The sequence below is a fragment of the Enterococcus sp. AZ194 genome (assembly GCF_051713825.1).
In the GTDB taxonomy this organism is placed as follows: domain Bacteria; phylum Bacillota; class Bacilli; order Lactobacillales; family Enterococcaceae; genus Enterococcus_K.
The window spans coordinates 3303797-3320284 of record NZ_JBIOQR010000001.1; the positions used below are offsets into that span (position 1 = coordinate 3303797).

The window sequence follows — 16488 nt, forward strand, 5'->3', positions numbered from 1 at the left end:
TTAACCTCTATTTAAATGGATTTTCTATTTCAAGTTTTTGTGCACCTGCATCACTGATACCGGCGTAAAGAACAACGCGTTTGTTTGTAAATGATAAGCCACCGCTAAAAACAACATCTTCCAAATCAGGACGTTTTGTTGGTCCTTCAGAGAAATCATTTCTCTCCGCAATAATTTTTGGTTGGGTCATCGCATGCGCCGAACGATCAAAACAAAAACTCATCGCGTAGTAGTGTCGATTTCCCTGTTCATCAAAATTGGCAATATGCCCTAAGACCCAGATATCTTCTCCCATCTGGTAAATCTCATTGGCACCACCCCATTCCTCTTCACAAAATTGATTCAGCAAGAGAGGCGCATTCTCAATTTTCTCAAGGGTCAACTCACTTAAATGATTGATGACTAGTGCCCCGATTTTCCCACGCCCACCTTTTTCTCCTTGCGGTCGAGTCAAGACAATAATCTCACCTGTGTTTAGCTGTTTTAATCGCAAATCCTTCATTCCCCAAGGACCCGCAAATAACTGTTTTACCTCTGATGTGTTCTCTAGTTGGTAAAACATCGTACGCCACTTAGCCTGTCCATCCTCAGAAAATACAACATCGACTCCACCAAGGATGATTTTCCCATCAATTTTTGTGTAGAAGGGATCTTGTAAAGGCAAATCAAGGCCCTCTGAAATTTTTGCCCAGGTAGTTTCACTCGTTTGTTTAAACAAACCTACTGAGGAAACCTCGCTGTCTCTTTGTTCAATTCGACCGGCCAAGACAACTTGTCCTGCCAATGTAAAAGGTGCCGTAATATTATACACATCATAGCCCTCTACACCCGTGAAGTGTAATACCTCTGATGTTTTGGTAACAAACCTCTTATTCTCTCTATATTCATCAAGTAATTCTCTGCTATAAATCATCCGTTATCCTTTCCTATCCAACATGATTTTGGTGGTACACTAACTGACTGCCCGTTGCTACTAACTCGCCCAGTTCCAAAAATCGTTTGAGCAGCGTCCTCAAATATTTGCTCTGTTGTTTGTTGCCCAAAATTTAAAACAATCTGAAGTTTATCTACACGATAACTTAGACATTCATTCTCTAAAGTAATACCCGTGACCGTTCCAAATGGCCCTTCTGACTTCCTAAGTTGAATGAGTTGCTGGTAGACAGCTAGAATCTGCTCTCCTTCTGGATTTTTTGGACTCTGCCCAATCCAACCCATATCCGATTTAGCTGACCAAGTAAGCATTCCACGCGAACGGTCTCGGTTCACCTGATTCGCCTGTATTAACGCTTGTTCCTCATCCATCGATGAAAGAAGTTGTTGGTATTTATTTTTTGCTTGGACGTCTCTTACATCTTTAATACTCTGAGGCAAATAATCTAAGGCGCCTTGTTCTTCTCCTTGAAACAAGAAAGGAATCCCTCTATTTATTAGCATAAAAACGGCCAACAGTTGATAAACCTGTGAGTCCTCTTTTGCTAACCGATTCCAAGAACGACTCATATCATGGCTGTTGAAAAAAAATGTGGGTCGTCCTTTTTGTTCAGTCATCTTTTTGAATTCATTTGTCAGTTTTTTTAAGTCCAACTGTTCAATACTTCCCAAATTAAAATTAAATGCCGTATCAAAAAGTCCGTCTCTCGTATACTCAGAAATGATAGGTAGGGAATCTGAGCTGATTTCAGCAACTGTAAAGATATCGGATTTGATTTCTTTTATCTGTTGAATCATCTCTTTAAGAACTGACTGTATACCTGGCTGATTCACATCATAGAGGTGTTGTTGCTCGCCAGTTTCTTCATTTGGATTATCTCTAAATTGATTGTCTACCGTTAAATTATTGATAACATCAAACCGAAATCCATCCACACCTAAGTCCAACCAAAAAAGTAAAACCTCAAAAATGGCTTGCTTCACTTCAGGGTTCTGCCAATTCAGATCTGCCTGCTCTTTAGCAAAACTATGATAATAATATTGATTGGTTACTGTCTCTAGCTGCCAAGCTGAGCCGCCAAAAAAACTTTCCCAGTTCGTTGGCTGATCCCGCCAAATATACCAATCGCGTTTCGGGTTATTCTTACTGGAAGCTGATTCAATAAACCATGGATGCTCCGTTGAGGTATGATTAAAGACCACATCAATAATTACTTTTAATTGGTTCCTGTGTGCTTCCTCTAAAAATAACTTGAAGTGTTCTATCGTCCCATATTGTGAATCTACTGCACAATAGTCGGATACATCATACCCATTATCTACTCTAGGCGAAGGATAAAATGGGGTTAACCAAAGTGCCTCTACGCCACATTCTTTTAAATAAGGAATTTTCTCTCTAATCCCCTCAATATCGCCAAAACCATCCCCATTACTATCAGCGAATGAAGCGATATAAATTTCATAAAAAACAGCATTTTCCCACCACATAGTCTTCTCCTCTTACTTCAACGTAAATTGCATACCGTCTTGGAATCGTTTTGAGAAAAGTAAAAACAAAATAATCAAAGGTAGCGTTAGTAATACCGAAGCTGCGTACATCGGCCCAGGATACGTTGCATAAGGGCCAAACATTTGTGAAATTAAGACATTTAAAGTAACTGTACTATCACTTTTAGAGACAATCATGTCCCACAACAAGTTCGTCCAACGATCCGTGAAAAGAAACAAGAAGATAACCGTCGTAATAGATTTTGACATAGGGAGAACTACCTTAAATAAAACTTGTAGTTCTGTTGCACCATCTAATTTGGCTGCTTCAATCAATGCATCCGGAATCGCTTTGAAAAAGTTGGTATACATAAATATCGCCCACAAGCTGATAGCTGTTGGAATAATCATCCCCGCATAAGAATCCAGTAAGCCAATTTTCGTAATCATTAGAAATTGTGGAATCAAAAGAATGATTGCTGGGAAAAACATCTGGAATAAAATAAAGTTATTCACGAATTTCTTTCCTTTAAACTCTATTTTTGCCAACGCATATCCCACCATTAAAGCAAAAACCAACATCAGTAATGTCGCAATCGTCGCTACTATCGTTGTATTAACAAAGGCCCCAATCCAGGGGATATCTGCGGATGTAGCAGACCCACCAAATAACCAAGTCCACGAGCGTAAACTAAAATTAGTTGGAATAATTTTACGGTCAACTTGATTCCATTCAGCAAAAGAGTGCATGACTAAATAAACAAAAGGAAAGGTCATAATCAACATAACGACTGTTGTCACAAAATAAAGCAAACCTGTTTTTCCTTTCGAACGTTTATGACCAACCATTTTTTTCACCCCATTTTTCTAATAATTTGCGAATTACACCAATTGAAGCAAAAGTTACTACTGACGCCATCAAAGCTACTGCAGAAGCATAACCTGATTTCAAATTCACAAATGCCTGATTATAAATCTCCATCTGCCAAGTATTAGTAGCAAAATTCGGACCTCCACCTGTTAACTGATAGACTTCCGTAAATATCCCAAAGCTAATTCCTACAGCCAAAACAGTTACTGTGAAAAAAGCTGGATATAACATAGGAAAGGTAATTTTCCAAAATCGAGTCCATGGGCTAGCGCCATCAATCGCCGCTGCTTCATACACTTCTTTATTAATATTTCCTAATCCTGAAATTAAGATAAGTGCATAATAGCCTGACATCTTCCAGGCAATCATTAATGAAACAATCACAATGGCCGTATGAGGATTCCCTAACCAATCAATATCCCAGCCCATTTTTGTACGTAAAAATGTATTGAATGGGCCATTATAGGATAATAGACCTTTAACAATTAACGAAGTCACAACACCACTCGATAAATAAGGGAGAAAAAAAGCCACCATATAAAGGCCCTTTAATTTCGGTAAGCTATTAACTAATAAAGCGATACCCATAGACATAATTAGCGCCATAGGAACAAAAATTATCAAAAACTTGTAGGTCACAATAAAAGCAGACTGAATTGCCGGACTTTTCGCTGCGTCAATAAAATTTTGAAGACCAACGAATTCCACATTTGGTGAGATCATATTCCAGCTTGTTAAAGCTAGCCAGAATGACCAAAGCAGTGGAAGCAGGAAAAAAATCAATGTGAATATTAGATAGGGGCTGGTAAAAGACCAGCCCAATTTAGTGTTCTTGTTCATTATTGAAGCGCCCCTTCGACAGCCTTCTTCGCATCTTTCACAGCAGAGGAAGCATCTTTTTCGCCTCGAACCACTGGCACCCATGTTTGTTCACCAAAGGCCTGTTGAATATCATTATATTTTTCGTTATCCATAGCTGGAACTGCGTATGGAACATTTTCAGCATAAACCTTCATCACAGGATTTTCTTCAAAATAAGCTTTAAAGGCATCATTTTCTGTTGCATCATCCCGAGCAGGAATTAATGACGTCATTTCTAAGAATTTCATATCATTGTTTTCATCCGCATAAACGAATTTTAGAAACTCCATCGCAGCAGCTTGTTCTTTTTCTGTTGCTTGTGCATACATGACAATCCCTTTTGCATCTGCATAAGTAGAGACATTTTCTGTATCTGCTAAAGCGTCTGGCACAACTGGGGTCGTTACTGTGTAATTTTCGCCAAACTTCAATTCTGGATATTTTTCTTTCCAGTTAGGGAATGTCCATGGACCCAAGTCAATCATAATACTGTCGCCATTTTCAAAAGGATCTGTCGCTTCACCAGTTCGAATTACTTTGGCCTCTGCTAGTGTACTCATCAAATCTAAAACTTCCTTCATAGCGTCTTCGTCTGCTGAAAATTTGTTTCCCTCTACAAAGCTAGCTCCTTTACTGGCTGCATCATATAACGGGAAGAAGTCAAACCAGCGCATCCAAGCAGTTGGATCTGCCAAATCTTTTTTTGCCCAGAGCGCTTTGTCTGTTTCTTTTACCTTATCAACCACTTTTAACAATTCAGAATACGTTTTTGGTGCTTCATCAAAACCTAACTCTTTCAATAAATCCAAGCGCCAACCAAATAAAATTGGGTTGGAATAAACTGGTAAAACATATTGATTTCCATCAGAGAATTTCCAACTGTCAATCGTTTTGCTCATATTACGAGCCTCAACAATGGTATCAAATTGACTTTGTTTTTCTAGTGGCAAAATAGCCTGACTCGCAGCTAATTGTGCAGCGAAACTACGGTTAATATTCTCAGATAAAGTTGGTGCTGTATTGGAAGCAATCGCACTCTGAATGGTCGCCTCAGAAGAAGGACTTTCTTTCATCTGCGTTACTTCAACTGTAATATCGTCATTCTGTTTCTCAAAATCCGTCGCCATCTCCTGCCAATATTTTAGTTGCGTCGGATTCGGTGCTGCCCAAAAAGTAATTTTGGTTTTGCCATCTTTTGATTCAGAATTACTTCCATCAGATTTGTTACCACATCCAGCAAGTAACATAGTCCCTGCTAATACTGCAGTGATACCGAAAATCATTTTTTTCATTTTCATAATCGTTCCTCCTAATTAGTAAACGGTTTCTTTTTACACAGACATCATATCATTCGTAATTATTTTTGTCAACATTACGTAACTATAATTACATAATTACATTTGTAATTATTTTTATTTATTATTTTATCGACAGTATGGTATAATCTATGTAAGAATATGAGAAATTAGGTGAACATATGAAAAAAGCTTCTATGCAAGACATCGCTGACGCTTTGGGTATCTCAAAAAACTCTGTTTCACAAGCATTGCGAAACAAGCCTGGTGTTAGTCAACAAACGAAATTACTGGTAAAAAACAAAGCCAACGAGTTAGGTTACCATTATCAAACTTCGACTGACGAGAGTACGATGTCAATTTTATTAATGGCCACCGAATTCGCTTTTTCCCAAACTAGTTTTTTTGGCGAAATCGTTAAAAGTGCAGCAAACGAAGCCCAGGCAGTCGGAATGAAGGTTGATACCTATACTTTGACAGATGAAAATCTTGATAAACTAAAATTACCGTCAGCATTAAAAAAATACGACGGCATTTTAATGCTTTCTCATAGTAAAAACGACTATATAAAAAAAGTCATCGAATCAGGTGTCCCTGTAACGCTAATTGACCACCATGATCCAGAACTATTAGCGGATGCAATCTTATCAAAAAATACAGATGGGGCTTTCCAGGCAATTTCTTTACTCATTAAAAATGGCATGAAGCGTATTGGTTTTATTGGAGATACTTCGTTTTCACCAAGCTATCTTGAACGTTATCGTGGCTATCATCGCGCGTTGCATGAACAAGGACTGTCTATTGACTCGACCATCGAAATCACTGAAATTGAAGAGTCCCAAGGGGCACTGTTCAGTCGTTTAAAAAATGTCAAGGAGATGCCGGATGCTTGGTTTTGTGCCAATTCAGGGCTTGCTTTTATGCTGAATAGCTACCTACAATCAGCTGGATATATCATCCCTGATGACATCAGCATTATCTGTTTTGACGAAACAGAGTTCACTCGAATGGCTGTGCCTCAACTAACCAATGTTGCAACCAACCTTGATTTTATGGGTCAATTGGCTGTGCGCACATTAGTTCATCGGATTACTCATCCAAATGAACCAATTATTCACCAACAAATTGTTCCTCAATTGAACATTAGAGACTCTGTCCGACTAGTTGAAAAATCATAAAAAGAACCAGCAGTACCTGCCCAACTGGGGGGCGTGTACTGCTGGTTTTATTTCCAATCGTTGTTTAGTTGGTGTTCATTATTCCCAACTCTAACTACCTAGTTCTTTTTTTGACAATAATCAATATAGCCAAACGCAAATGCTTCGATTAGCAAAAAGAAGGAAGAAGAAGTTTGTAACCACCAATCAGTTGGGTTAGGACTACGACTACTTGATGCATATAAGGAATAGTCTGACCTACCGGATAAGAGATTATTTTGCATATTCGTTATTGAAACAATTGTTGAACGATGCGTGGAAAGAACATTTAATACATTGAATAAATGTTGATTTTCTCCTGACAGGGACAGTACAAAAATCAAATCCTCCTCTGTAATGTTCTCCACGATTCGTTTAAATTCATTTGATTGAGAGGACACTGGGATCATTTGGGCGGGTTTTCCGATTAACAACAGCAAACGTTGAAGTTCTGCTGCTTGGTTTTGTTGAGTCACCCCAGTTCCTAACAAGTAAACATTTCGGCTATTCTCTAATGCTCGGTAAATTGCCTCCCAATCATTATCTGCCAAATAGTTTATCGTTCTCTGGGCATCAGAAAAGACTCTTTTTTTAAATATTGTTTCTTCTTTCGCCTCGTTCGGATGAGTTTGCCACTTCAAAAAATTGCGCAACTCACTAAAACCAGTAAATCCTAGTTTTTGTGTAAAACGAATAACCGACGATTTTGAAGAATGACAGATTTTCGCGAAATCATTAGTTCCCATCGTCGTCATTTCTTTCGGATGTTCATGAATATACTTGACCATTTGAAGGTCGACCTCGTTTAAACTATCATAATGTTGATTAACAATATCTGAAAAAAACATACCCATCCTCCTTATCGTTTAGTTATATTTTACCTTACCAATCACCAAATTCAACTGACAAAAAAACAACGAGTCAAATATAAAAGAAAAAGTATTAACGATTGGGAACAATCATTAATACTTTTCTTCTTTTACTTTATTTTAACTCTGGCCACCAGTCCGCGTTGGCTTCAATCATTTCATCAAGAATTTGTTTAGCTACAGAAGCGGAAGGAACCGTTTTGGATAAAGTCATTGCTTGCCATAACTTTTGGTATGATTTTTCTTCATACGCGTCAACGACTAATTTTTCAACAGCCACTTGTTGTTCAATCATACCTTTTTGGAAATGAGGAATTTTCCCCATACATAGAGGCTCATAGCCACGTTTACTCACCAGACAAGGAACTTCGACCATTGCATCATCAGACAAATTAGCAATTGCCCCTTCGTTTTTAACTATTAAAAGCATCCGTTCATAGGTGTTATACGCCAAAGCTCCGGCTAATTGAACAATAAATTCAGCATGCTCCCCGGCTTCGATTGTCGTGTCTTCAGCTGTTTGAGCAGCCGCGATTCGTTCGCACTCCGCAAAAACGTTTTTTTCGCGGTTATTCATAACTTCATTGGCACGAGTATAGTTTGGATCTGCATGTGCTACTACATAATCTGGGTATAAATAGTATTTCAAATACGTATTCGGAACCGTCGTTGGATCAACCGCGTAGACATCTTTGGCTTTTTGGAATGTATCCATCCAGCTCGACTCTTCAAGTAACGGATTCTCTTCGTCGCCCGCTGCGGCATACCCATATTTTTTTACATGCTCTTTTAATACAGGCATCAAATCGTTCCCTTGTCTATCTGTCATCTCTGTCCACCAGCCAAAATGATTCAAGCCATAATAACGATCAACAATCTCACTTTCATTTGCTAGTCCAACGATATCTGCGATTGATTTTTTAATAGCAACTGGCATATCACAAATATTGATAATTTTTGCCTTCGGACGCATTCTCCTCGTTGCCTCTGCCACAATTGCAGCTGGGTTAGAGTAGTTTAGCATCCAGGCATTTGGTGAATATTTTTCCATATAATCGATTAATTCTACCACGCCAGGAATCGAGCGCATACCGTAAGCCATCCCACCAGGCCCACAAGTTTCTTGTCCGACAACACCGTATTTCAAAGGAATCTTTTCGTCTTTTTCACGCATGGATAACCCACCTACTCGGATATGAGCCATCACAAAATCAACATCAGAAAATGCTTCTTTTGGGTCTGTTGTTGCCAAAAATTCAATTTCTGGTGCGCGTTCCTTAACAATTACCTCACACGCTTTGGCCACGATATTTTGACGTGCCTCATCATTATCGTAAAATTTTAATTTGCGCAAAGGAAACTTATCTTGATTTTCGATAAGCATCATAACAATACCCGCAGTATAGGTACTTCCTCCACCTGCAATAACAACTGACTGTTTTTCTAATTTCATGGTTTTCTTCCTTTCAACTATAAAATTCCATTAATTTATTCGCTAATTCCTAGTCTTTCACAAATATCATCCTTAAAGACTTGAACGCCCATACCAACGATGACTTGGACATTTGTACCGTTTAAAACAACACCCTTTTGTTGGGAAATTTTTTCTAATTCTGCTGTATTTACCAACGTCTCATCTTTGACAGTCACTCGTAAGCGGGTAAAACAGTTGTCGATACTCTCAATGTTTCCTTTGCCGCCTAATCCAGCCACGACCAAATCAAAATCATCATTGGCGCTAAGTCCTAATTCTCCATTTGGAACATTTGCTAGAGCGACTTCTTCTATAAGCTCATCTTCACGTCCAGGTGTTTTAATGTTCAGTTTATTAATTAAGAAAACAAAGACGAAATACCAAATAATAGACATAATCACGCCAACAATGATAACTAAATAAAACTTCGTAACTGATGGACTAAAGACGGAATTTGAAACAAAGGTATCAATTAATCCGTATAGCATGTAAGTTCTTGCGCCAAGTGCCCATAAAATAGTTTCTGATACAGCGGTCAATAAGCTATGTACCAACCATAATAACGGCGAAACAAACAAGAACGAAAAGTCTAAAGGCTCAGTGATTCCAGCTACCGATGCCACAAACATAGACGGTAAAATCATCCCTTTAACCTCTTCTTTACGATGCTTTTTGGCACAGTGGATAATTGCTAAGGAGACAGCAATCGAACCAAAGATTTTAACAAAACCAAATGTTGCAAATCGTAAAGAAGAATCTAAATCCGTAATAGAACCCGCATTGGCCATTTCTGCATAAAAGATATTGGCCGCCCCGTTATAGACTTTCCCACCAATTTCAGCTGTTCCACCCAAAGCAGTAAAACAAAACGGCATCCATAATAAGTGATGCAAGCCTGTCGGGATTAAGAAGCGATTTCCAAATGAATAAATGAACACACCTAATAAGCCAGTCGTCAGAATAAAGCCTGATAATGAGGAAATCCAACTATTTACCACTGGCCAAATATAGCTCATGCCGATTGCTGTCACTAAAATCACTGGGATTAAAATCATAAAAGCAAACCGAGAACCACCATAAATACTTAAGAAATCAACAAACTCTTTATCAGAAAAACGATTATGAATAAATGCAACCAGACAACCGACTAACATGCCTAAAAAGACATTCATATCGACTACTTGAAAACCTAAAACAATTGCTTGTCCGGTTCCAAAAAGCCCCATTTCGCCAGTCTCCGCTAACTGATTCGTCAAGGTTAACCAAGCATTGTTCGCTGCTAAAAAGAACAAAAAAGCAATTAATGAAATCAACGCGGCTTCAACCTTTTTCTTTTTCGCTAAAGAAGCGGATATGCCGACACAAAAGATAAGTGCCAAATTATTCAACATACTATCCATCATCGTTTTGATTAACCCACCAAAAGTCTGTAACACATCTGGCATAAACTCCAGTTGTAAAATAACAGAAACTGCTAAAAACAAACCCATTACTGCCATAAACTTGACGGGAACAATTACTGCTCTAGAAAAGTCTTGCATCGTTTGAGAAAATTTACTTTTCATCATCTCTCTCCATTCATTTTATTGAGTATACGTATCTCTTATCCTTAGACTAACAACTAATGAAACCAGTTACAACACTTCTACAACTCTTTGGACCCAAGTCCAAGGATAGAGACCAAAAACAAATGAGGTCTTATTTTATAACAGATAGTTCGGTTTACATGCGGTAGACTACTGTCTCTGTTTACTTAAGGACCATCATCAAAGATTCGCCCGCTTTGACTGTCTCCATGTTGGAAGATAGCTCTATCGATAGCCCTTTTTGATCAGTCACAATCAAGAGAACCGTCTGCTGTAATCCAGCTTCTTTAATTAATCGACTATCAAACTTCAGCAGCGGATCTCCTTGTTTGACTTTATCTCCCTCATTTACTAAAATTGTGAAGCCTTGATTCTTTAAAGAAACCGTATCAATCCCCACATGAATCAAAAGTTCACAACCATTTTTCAAACGAAGCCCAATCGCATGACGCATCGTCTCACTTGCGCTAACTACCTCCGCATCTATCGGCGCAACAATTGTCTCAGTTAGCGGTTCGATGGCAAGACCTTGCCCCATCATTCCGCTAGAAAACACCTCATCCTCGACAGCCGACAAAACACCATACTTACCATCAATCGGCGCGAATACTTTCAACTTCTTTTTCCAAAACATTGCATTCTCTCCCTTCTTCTCCATAAATGTAAGGCTCTTTGTATGCAGAATCAAGGTGCTCACCACCTTATGGACTCCAGTCCACAGACTGGTACTTATGGCAGTGATGTTTTATGTGGGAGGGATTGTAAAAGAGTGCCTACACACCAAATAATCCAAGCGCTATACTAAGCTTGGTTATTTGGTGTTTTTATATAAAGCCGAATGAGTATAGCTTTTTTATCTTAGTCAAAAAAACATAGGGCTGAGACAGAAGTGTTTAACTCCGAGAACCGGGTAGGTACTGTGCAACATCAACTCATACTTTGTTGTGTTTTACAGCACCGATTAGGTACTGTGCAACATCAACTCATGCTTCGTTGTGTTTTACAGCAATAAGAACCTTCAACTCTATCATGTCTCATACGTAGAAGTTGTTGAGGTCGGAACAACGTCCTTCAATTCTTAAGGTGTGTCACCTTTAGAAATTGATGAGATCGGAGTGTGGATGGAATTCACGGAAATGACAAGAAACACGAAAGACTTTCTTTCGATGCTGATTGATTCCTACGTGGTGCTCTTCAAGTTTTTGTGACCAGATAGGTACTGTTCTACATCTATTTACTTTGTAAATAGTGTTTCTCAGCAATTTCAGCTTATTTCCGAACCTTCAACTCTAGCATGTCCTATGCGTAGAAGTTGTTAAGATCGGAACGCAGTCCTTCAATTCGTAAGGTGTGTCACCTTTAGAGATTGATGAGATCGAAGTGGTTTTTACGGAGTGAAGACCTTCAACTCTAGCATGTCTCATGCGTAGAAGTTGTTGAGAGCGGAACAACGTGAAGATGGAGTTGCTTCTGTACCCACTGTTTATTCGGATAAAAAGAGGCTAGGACAATGGTGTGCTCCCCGTCAAGTGGACAGTGAAAAATAATAAAATTTTTATCAATTGTCTGTCATTTTTTTGGCAGACTTTTTTGGTTTCTATTTCTAAGACTAGTCGCGCTACCGCTTAACTTGCCTGTCCGTCTCACAAGTGAAACGAAGCCCATTTCGCTTATGAGACGACCAGGATGATTAAGCCACCTCCAGATAGTGTTGATGATAAGCCATTGGTGTCATAACAGATAATTTACGCTGTAATCTTCTGTTGTTGTAGTAATCTATATAATCAGAAATCATAGATACTAGGCTTTCACGGTTGGTGAACTTCCGCCCGTAATACGTTTCTCGTTTCATCATGCCCCAGAATCCTTCCATTGGTCCGTTGTCGATACAATGGGCTACGCGAGACATACTCTGCTTCATTCCTGTATTTTTTAAACGTACACAAAATTGTTGGCTAGTGTACTGAAAGCCGCGGTCACTGTGCATCAAAGGATGCGCATGAGGTTCTAGTGCAATTGCCTGATCAAAAGTGTTCATGACCAACGGATTATCGTTACGGTCACTAATAACGAAGGAGACTATGCGGCGATCATACAAATCAAGAATAGCGCTAAGATAGACTTTGTGTATGTCCATACCAACGTAATACTTAAATTCAGAGACATCAGTCAACCATTTTTCATTTGGTTTGTCGGCATGAAAATCCCGGTTTAACTCATTTTTGCCGTGTGGTAAGGTCTCTTACCTCTACGTGTGATACTGTTCGCCCAATGTTTAATCGTCGATTGAATCCCTAAAGCTCGGCAAATTCTCAAGATTCTTTTATCGTTGAACTTGTGGTGATAGCGTGTACTAATTTCATCATCTAGTCTACGATAGCCCATGTCAGGGTGTTCGTCATATATTTTTCTGATTTCTTGGGCAAGCTCAGTGTTTAAATAGGCTCTGGGACTTACAGGATGTTTCAACCATTTATAGTAGGCAGAACGAGAAACATGCAAGAAATGACACATTGGCTGAATTGGATAATTTTTCTCTTCGTGTAAGCTTTTGATAGCTTCATACTCAAATAAGTGTCGGGTAAAGCTTATTCCCACTTCCTTTCTAATTCCCTTACTTTTTTTAACAAGTCATTTTCCATTTGAAGTTGTCGGTTTTTACTTTCTGATTGTGCGAGACGGTTTCGTAATTCTTCTTCCGGTGTTCGACTAGGTTGTGTGCCAATCCGGCGACCTCTGCGATCTTCTAATCCAGCAGCACCTTTCTCCTCATATCTTTTGACCCAATTTCTGACTTGTTGGTAAGATACTTGATATTTCAAAGCCATTGCACCATAATTTTTGTTTTGTGTTAGACAGTCTAAGACGATGGTTAAACGTTCTTCTGTCGAGGTTTCTCTTGCTTTTCTCATGTAACTTCCACCACTTTCTGATTTGAAGGTTCCATGAGTATTATACACCTGTACCCATTTTTTTAGTTGGCTACTACTTCTAAGTTTGTATGTTTTGGCTAATTCCTCGTAACTTCCTTTTCCATTGAGATAATCTATGGTGGCGGATAATTTTAACTCTACTGAATAGTGCCTATTCTTGGGCGCAGTCAATAGGGCTGTTCCTCCATCATTTTCATAAAGTCTCAACCATCTGACAATGGTAGGCAAAGAAACATTTCCTTCTCTCGCTGCCTCTGAAAGACTTAGTTCATTGTTTAGACAGCTTTCTACTAGTTTCACACGCTCTTCTACTTTTAGCTTCATCACTCTTTTAGTCATAATAAATACCCCCATACTGGACTTATTATGTTTCACTGTCCTGTATAGGGGTAGCATATCATAACGTATAAAGTTATGGCCCAGCCTCAGTTTGCTTGTTTATAAGTGTATAGCTATTAGACATTTACTGAATATTGAACATATATTCTTTCAGCCTTCTATTATCAGTCCCATTTGGTAATGAGATATTAAAAAATCCAAAAATGGATGAATAACTTGCAAAAAAATTCTAGGCAGTGTCTCGCTTAGTGAGAATTTTTTCAGAAGAATCAATGAAAATATAACCTTCTAAATCCTCTTTACTAGAGAGATTTAAAGGCTAGGATGCAAGTGCAACTAAAGCCTCCTACCTTAGTAAGTACATTGGCAAATCGTAATACCCACCTTGAAACGGATAATATAGGTGTTGTTTAAAGAAAAAGATACGTAAGATTTTTTCTAAACTTTAATTTACAGCTAGATTCGATTGACTTATTCAGCATATTCACGAGTCGATATAAGTAGTTTTACGATACTGTACTTAATTTCATCATTTTTTTAAAGTATCTCTCAACATCTTTATCTTCAAAGTATACGTAAGTTCCATATACTCCACGTGTTAAGAGTATGTAATAAATCCTTTTTAAATACTCATTTAATCTTATATTTTCAATATCTGTATCTTTTATTGGTTTACCACTAGAATCGAAATAGTTATTTTCATCAGCTACAACCAAATCTTTTCCATCTATATTCGATATTTTTATGTCCTTACCTATTATTACCCCAGCATAATCTAAATCCAATCCCTGAACTACATGAACACAACCTACCTCTTGCAATTCAGCTTGCTTCTCTCTTGTAAATTCCAACCAGTTCTTTTTACCTAGTTTATCATTAGGAGTATTCCATTTGAGATTTACACTATATAAATCTTCTGTCCATTCAAACTGACCTTTCTCTTTTGAAATCCATTTTTTATAGTAACCACTCAGCAGACGACTATTCTTATATTTATCACCTAAATTTAGCCTGCCGTTAATCATTACAACCAGATCTTTTACACTATCAACAATTTTAAAATCGTATCCGTCTTTAAAAATATTCACATCATATTTAGACTCTTCTAATTGAAGAATGTTTCTTAATCCTTTTGTATAATTAGATGGAGAAATATTTGATGTACTTTTTATTCGATATTGATTCTCTAAAGTAATTGAGTCGAAACCAGAAGTTTTTAAAATGAATTTGTTTATAGTAATATCGCTATCTCTAATTAACTGAAACTTATCATACATTAATACTAAGGGTTTCTGATAATTTAATAGGATATCTAATTCTGTAAAATCAGGCTTAGACTTTTCAAGAACATAAACACTTGGAAGCATCTGTTGCTTACCTTCAGATTGTCTCAATCTGTGAGCTTCATCAACAACAATCAATGAAAACTCATCGATATCTATTTTCCCTGAATTTACTTTATTATGAAAATTTGCCAACGATCCAATAAATGGTTTTTCTGAATCTTTGAATGTTTTAAAAAAAGATATATATAATTTTTTTATAGTCGTTTGATTTACTATTATTGCAACTTTTTTTCTTTTGTTTATCAGTTCCATTACTGCTATTGTAGTGATAAAAGTTTTTCCTGTTCCTGGCTCTCCATTGATGATTAAATTTCTGTAACTACTATCAGCCTCTCCTAATCTAATAATTTTCTTTGCAGATTGCATTTCAATATCATCTATACTTTTACCATAAGGACTATAATACTTTAATTGATTTTTAGCTACATCTGATAATTCACTTTTTACAAATTTCCTTTCGATTAAGTAATTCCAAATTTCAGGAAACACCTCATTTTCAATTTCTATTGACAAGTCTTCAGTATGTTTTTGCTCTATCCGAGAGTTTGTTAATCTTCTATTTTTAATTGATAAAAATTCCACATCTAAATTTTTAAGAAGTAGGGTTTCCAGTATATCTGCATTTCCCTTTAAGTCTTTGCTAGTAAACATCATGATGTTCTCGAATCCGTTATAATTTATATTCCCAGTAGCTTCCGCAGACTCATGTATGTGTTCCCAAAATCTACCTTTTGAAAAACTATTAGATTCAAAGTATCGATTACTTTCGCCAACATAAAACTTTTTCAAATCACTTGTATATTGAATATAAACGCAACTAATATTGGATATCTCATCTAAAATATTCATATCGATATTTTGATTTAATAACTCTTCAACTTTAAAATCGTACACATTAACATTTTTTAAGATTTCCATTTTCATTATTACTCTTCACTCCATCAATTAATTTAAAAGCTCCCTTACTTTTTTTGCTTTATTGTCTTAAAACCAAATATATAGGCTACACTAAACAAAAAAATTTGACGTGTAAACTAGAAGGACACAAATTATATCAAACAGAACACTATGAACACTTACCAAAGAGTTCAAGCAGCAAAATGATTGACCTGTACAACTAAAAAACAAGAGTAGATATTCTCAAAGAAAACGATTGACCCCCTCCTGATTTGATAAACGGCTGCGCAAGCGAAACAAAACAGCTCATTAAAGAAGCAGGCGACTTAACTCCTTCTGAAAAAGAACTGATCACTCTTTGTAAACGAAACTAACATTTAGAGACATAAATATTAGTTTA

Annotated in this window: 13 protein-coding genes and 1 pseudogene; 1 reads left to right on the forward strand and 13 read right to left on the reverse strand. The window is 37.4% G+C overall.

What is annotated here, in order from left to right; all coding sequences use genetic code 11:
• Nucleotides 1-7: 7 nt before the first annotated feature.
• Genes IGI37_RS15345 through IGI37_RS15365 form a run of 5 tightly spaced genes read right to left on the reverse strand, consistent with a single transcriptional unit; the run spans nt 8 to nt 5451 of the window.
• Nucleotides 8-913: a DUF1861 family protein gene (locus tag IGI37_RS15345; RefSeq protein WP_438762935.1), complete on the reverse strand. Its 906-nt coding sequence runs from the start codon at nt 911-913 to the stop codon at nt 8-10.
• A complete protein-coding gene (locus IGI37_RS15350; RefSeq protein ID WP_438762936.1) occupies nt 910-2421 on the reverse strand; it encodes an alpha-amylase family glycosyl hydrolase in 1512 nt (503 codons plus the stop codon). Before IGI37_RS15350 ends, IGI37_RS15345 begins: the two co-directional genes overlap by 4 nt.
• Nucleotides 2422-2433: 12 nt before the next feature.
• Nucleotides 2434-3270 (reverse strand): carbohydrate ABC transporter permease, encoded by an 837-nt coding sequence (locus IGI37_RS15355; RefSeq protein ID WP_438762937.1) that lies wholly within the window; start codon nt 3268-3270, stop codon nt 2434-2436.
• Nucleotides 3257-4132, reverse strand: coding sequence for a carbohydrate ABC transporter permease (locus IGI37_RS15360; protein WP_438762938.1), 876 nt, complete (start codon nt 4130-4132; stop codon nt 3257-3259). Before IGI37_RS15360 ends, IGI37_RS15355 begins: the two co-directional genes overlap by 14 nt.
• Entirely contained in the window at nt 4132-5451 is a 1320-nt protein-coding gene (locus IGI37_RS15365) for an ABC transporter substrate-binding protein (RefSeq protein WP_438762939.1), read from the reverse strand. Before IGI37_RS15365 ends, IGI37_RS15360 begins: the two co-directional genes overlap by 1 nt.
• 179 nt (nt 5452-5630) lie before the next feature.
• Between IGI37_RS15365 and IGI37_RS15370 the strand changes: the two genes are divergently transcribed.
• Nucleotides 5631-6626, forward strand: a complete 996-nt coding sequence (locus tag IGI37_RS15370; RefSeq protein ID WP_438762940.1) for a LacI family DNA-binding transcriptional regulator — start codon at nt 5631-5633, stop codon at nt 6624-6626.
• A gap of 98 nt (nt 6627-6724) precedes the next feature.
• Here the strand turns inward: IGI37_RS15370 and IGI37_RS15375 are convergent, their stop codons facing one another.
• The 8 genes and pseudogenes from IGI37_RS15375 to IGI37_RS15410 form a co-directional block, all read right to left on the reverse strand.
• Nucleotides 6725-7492, reverse strand: coding sequence for a MurR/RpiR family transcriptional regulator (locus IGI37_RS15375; protein WP_438762941.1), 768 nt, complete (start codon nt 7490-7492; stop codon nt 6725-6727).
• Between the two features lie 136 nt (nt 7493-7628).
• Nucleotides 7629-8966 (reverse strand): 6-phospho-alpha-glucosidase, encoded by a 1338-nt coding sequence (locus tag IGI37_RS15380; protein WP_438762942.1) that lies wholly within the window; start codon nt 8964-8966, stop codon nt 7629-7631.
• A 35-nt stretch (nt 8967-9001) separates the two neighbouring features.
• Nucleotides 9002-10552 (reverse strand): PTS transporter subunit EIIC, encoded by a 1551-nt coding sequence (locus tag IGI37_RS15385; RefSeq protein WP_438762943.1) that lies wholly within the window; start codon nt 10550-10552, stop codon nt 9002-9004.
• 184 nt (nt 10553-10736) lie between these two features.
• Entirely contained in the window at nt 10737-11207 is a 471-nt protein-coding gene (locus IGI37_RS15390) for a PTS sugar transporter subunit IIA (protein ID WP_438762944.1), read from the reverse strand.
• Between the two features lie 1056 nt (nt 11208-12263).
• A pseudogene (locus IGI37_RS15395) lies at nt 12264-12755 on the reverse strand (IS3 family transposase); the annotation flags it as partial.
• Between the two features lie 29 nt (nt 12756-12784).
• Nucleotides 12785-13171, reverse strand: a complete 387-nt coding sequence (locus IGI37_RS15400) for an IS3 family transposase (RefSeq protein WP_438762945.1) — start codon at nt 13169-13171, stop codon at nt 12785-12787.
• Nucleotides 13162-13845, reverse strand: coding sequence for a helix-turn-helix domain-containing protein (locus IGI37_RS15405; protein WP_438762946.1), 684 nt, complete (start codon nt 13843-13845; stop codon nt 13162-13164). The genes IGI37_RS15400 and IGI37_RS15405 overlap by 10 nt, the downstream gene beginning before the upstream one ends.
• Nucleotides 13846-14351: 506 nt before the next feature.
• Complete coding sequence (locus IGI37_RS15410; protein WP_438762947.1) at nt 14352-16115, reverse strand: DNA/RNA helicase domain-containing protein; 1764 nt, start codon at nt 16113-16115, stop codon at nt 14352-14354.
• Between the last annotated feature and the right edge of the window lie 373 nt (nt 16116-16488).

Coding starts and splice junctions, on each gene's coding strand:
- IGI37_RS15380 (WP_438762942.1), bottom strand. CDS start 8,966: ATGAAATTAGAAAAACAGTCAGTTGTTATTGCAGGTGGAGGAAGTACC.
- IGI37_RS15405 (WP_438762946.1), bottom strand. CDS start 13,845: ATGACTAAAAGAGTGATGAAGCTAAAAGTAGAAGAGCGTGTGAAACTA.
- IGI37_RS15375 (WP_438762941.1), bottom strand. CDS start 7,492: ATGTTTTTTTCAGATATTGTTAATCAACATTATGATAGTTTAAACGAG.
- IGI37_RS15355 (WP_438762937.1), bottom strand. CDS start 3,270: ATGGTTGGTCATAAACGTTCGAAAGGAAAAACAGGTTTGCTTTATTTT.
- IGI37_RS15385 (WP_438762943.1), bottom strand. CDS start 10,552: ATGAAAAGTAAATTTTCTCAAACGATGCAAGACTTTTCTAGAGCAGTA.
- IGI37_RS15365 (WP_438762939.1), bottom strand. CDS start 5,451: ATGAAAATGAAAAAAATGATTTTCGGTATCACTGCAGTATTAGCAGGG.
- IGI37_RS15350 (WP_438762936.1), bottom strand. CDS start 2,421: ATGTGGTGGGAAAATGCTGTTTTTTATGAAATTTATATCGCTTCATTC.
- IGI37_RS15390 (WP_438762944.1), bottom strand. CDS start 11,207: ATGTTTTGGAAAAAGAAGTTGAAAGTATTCGCGCCGATTGATGGTAAG.
- IGI37_RS15370 (WP_438762940.1), top strand. CDS start 5,631: ATGAAAAAAGCTTCTATGCAAGACATCGCTGACGCTTTGGGTATCTCA.
- IGI37_RS15410 (WP_438762947.1), bottom strand. CDS start 16,115: ATGAAAATGGAAATCTTAAAAAATGTTAATGTGTACGATTTTAAAGTT.
- IGI37_RS15360 (WP_438762938.1), bottom strand. CDS start 4,132: ATGAACAAGAACACTAAATTGGGCTGGTCTTTTACCAGCCCCTATCTA.
- IGI37_RS15345 (WP_438762935.1), bottom strand. CDS start 913: ATGATTTATAGCAGAGAATTACTTGATGAATATAGAGAGAATAAGAGG.